This is a genomic window from Lachnospira sp. (assembly GCF_016290755.1).
Classification (GTDB): domain Bacteria; phylum Bacillota; class Clostridia; order Lachnospirales; family Lachnospiraceae; genus Lachnospira; species Lachnospira multipara.
Genome location: NZ_JAEEVD010000103.1, coordinates 1 through 2,284, shown reverse-complemented (window position 1 = coordinate 2,284; position 2,284 = coordinate 1). Strand labels below are relative to the sequence as shown.

At 36.9% G+C, this 2,284-nt stretch carries 3 protein-coding genes; all 3 read left to right on the top strand.

Annotated elements, in window-relative coordinates:
- The first annotated feature begins 1,141 nt into the window (after nucleotides 1–1,141).
- A complete protein-coding gene (locus QVA17_RS12640) occupies nucleotides 1,142–1,321 on the top strand; it encodes a DUF4258 domain-containing protein (RefSeq protein ID WP_334299491.1) in 180 nt (59 codons plus the stop codon).
- Between the two features lie 6 nt (nucleotides 1,322–1,327).
- Nucleotides 1,328–1,564 carry a type II toxin-antitoxin system MqsA family antitoxin gene (locus tag QVA17_RS12460; RefSeq protein ID WP_287389326.1) on the top strand — a complete coding sequence of 79 codons (237 nt, stop codon included), beginning with the start codon at nucleotides 1,328–1,330 and terminating at the stop codon, nucleotides 1,562–1,564.
- Between the two features lie 215 nt (nucleotides 1,565–1,779).
- The coding region (locus QVA17_RS12455) for a hypothetical protein (RefSeq protein WP_287389325.1) at nucleotides 1,780–2,284 on the top strand (505 nt) is incomplete at its 3' end.

The window sequence follows — 2,284 nt, the reverse complement described above, 5'->3', positions numbered from 1 at the left end:
ATCCCTTGGACTATGGGGGATACTCTTATTAGCCAAATCAATATCGGACAATAAGGTTGCCACAGTAATAATCGCCTCTGTCATACTTACGATAGTGGTTGCTATAGCACTTGTAATACGACATATATACAAAAAGAAGAGAACAGAAGCCGAATCACAAGAATAATAACAGAGAAAGATTAGGATACTTGCAATGGAAAGACAGAAAAAGTGGGTGCCCCTTTATATTCAGGTCTTGACAGGAGGTATTAAAGAAAAGTTTGATATGCTAGCATTGAAAGGCGTGAAGCTATTGAATGTTGCCAGACCGTATAGCAATGATACGGAGAACTAAGCGAAAGATAATTTAGCGTTTATTTGATTATGGATAATAGTATCTGTTATATGTAAGAGCTGCTAGTATGAAGGGGTGGTTAAGAACATATTATATCTTAAAGAACAAGGCGTTGTTGGGATGGTAACGGATGTTTTGAATTTCGCCTGCAGATATTTTGTGCGAGCTTTTATTTACGAGGTTGTCTTTATATAGGATAATAACGAAGATAGAACGTAGTTTTACTATGTTTGAGGCAGTGAATCTTTTGGCACAGGTGATTGTTACGATTACATCTAACGTTTACACTGCGCTGAAGCTTAAATAGCATAAAAAGAGCAACCTATCACTTCGGCTTGGGGTGTGTGCTTAAGCGACTGAAAACTAAAGGAGACCGTATGATACACGCAGCCCTTTTATCTAGTAACATATGGATCTTGAAAGTTTGGTGAACTCTATCAGAACTAAAGAAATTTTTATCAGAAAGCTTGAGATATTCAGGCTTTTTCCTTTTTACGTGATTTGGGAAAATATAATATAATCCACTATTGCAAAAAAAAGCAGTTCGTTGTATAATTAATCATAGGGGTAGTATACCCTTTTTACAGTTGCTGTAGGCGTGCATTGAGTCGGTACTAACGCTTAAGTATGAGGTAAAAAGGAAAGGAAAACAGGACAGTGGATTTTGAAGAAGGCTTTTTAGATATAGAGAAGATAAGAGTACATGTCAGACAAGGTGATGTAGTCTGGCGAGATCATGCAATGAAAAGGCTCCGCGAACGAAAAATATCTAGGGAGGATGTTCGCAGTGCAATATAAAATGGGGAGATTATTGAGGATCGACCAGATGATATTCCTACGCCAAGTTGTCTGATTTTGGGGGCGAATGTAAAGGGAAGATACCTTCATGTAATTTGTGGAATGTTAGATGAAATGGTTTATATTATTTCAGCATATTATCCTGATCCTAATAAATGGGAAGCTGATTTTGTAACCAGAAAGGGGTAAGAAATTATGAGATGTATAATGTGTAAAGGAAATGTTATTAAAACAAATCGTACATATATTCAGGAATTTGACAACTGCATTATAATTATCAAAAATGTACCTGCGCTTGTTTGTTCTCAGTGTGGAGAAGTGTATTACAGTGATGAAATAGCAGAAAAGTTGGAGGAGATAGTAGATCGTCTTCAGGTTATGGTAAAAGATGTGGCCATATTTGAATATGATAAAGTTGTAAAAGCGGCTTGAGCACGCTAAATGGAGCGACTGTGCATGTAAGAAGATGATCTTTCAAAAATACAGAACAGGCAGTGCACTTAATTTTGTAGGAAACTGGATACGGAAAAGCCACACATCAGGATTTAAGAGGGGCTTGGGAGGGCACTTTTCATTGTCTTATTGACCTTATATGCCCGTTTAATAGTGACAGGCACCAATGTCTAAAAGTAAAGGAATGTGAATCTTTGAACTACTTGTTTGAAAAATTAGACAATACGATACATGACATTACCGAAAAACAGGTAAAAGAGTTGTGGGAAGATAACCGTAAAGAAGCAGCAGAAAGCCGTAGGATGACAGAGGCATCATATCGTGGGGAAAACTACTACGAAAAGATAAAGGACTTTAACGCAGCTTTTTTAATGGAAATAACGTATCGGGATTCAAAGACTTCCGGGATGAAGGTGTATTACCCTCATGGAGTAGTTATAGAACAAGCCAATAGGCGTAATTATTTTAGGGGAGAAAACCAGATATATCCCAGCAGCATCCCAAAGCTGCTTAGAAAACTGAATGAATATAACAGTAAAAAAGATAAAGAATTATACAGACTCGTCTCAGATATGCGGATTTATGAGTTCAAAAGTCTTATATACTGTTTTGAACATGTTAAAAACTGGAATTATTGTGATGTGTTATATGAGCCTTTAGCGCAGCATTATGGGATAGAAACCTGCTGGCTTGATATAA

Bases quoted from the DNA above. Each gene is read 5' to 3' on its own strand.
- QVA17_RS12460 (WP_287389326.1), top strand. From the start codon at position 1,328: ATGAGATGTATAATGTGTAAAGGAAATGTTATTAAAACAAATCGTACA.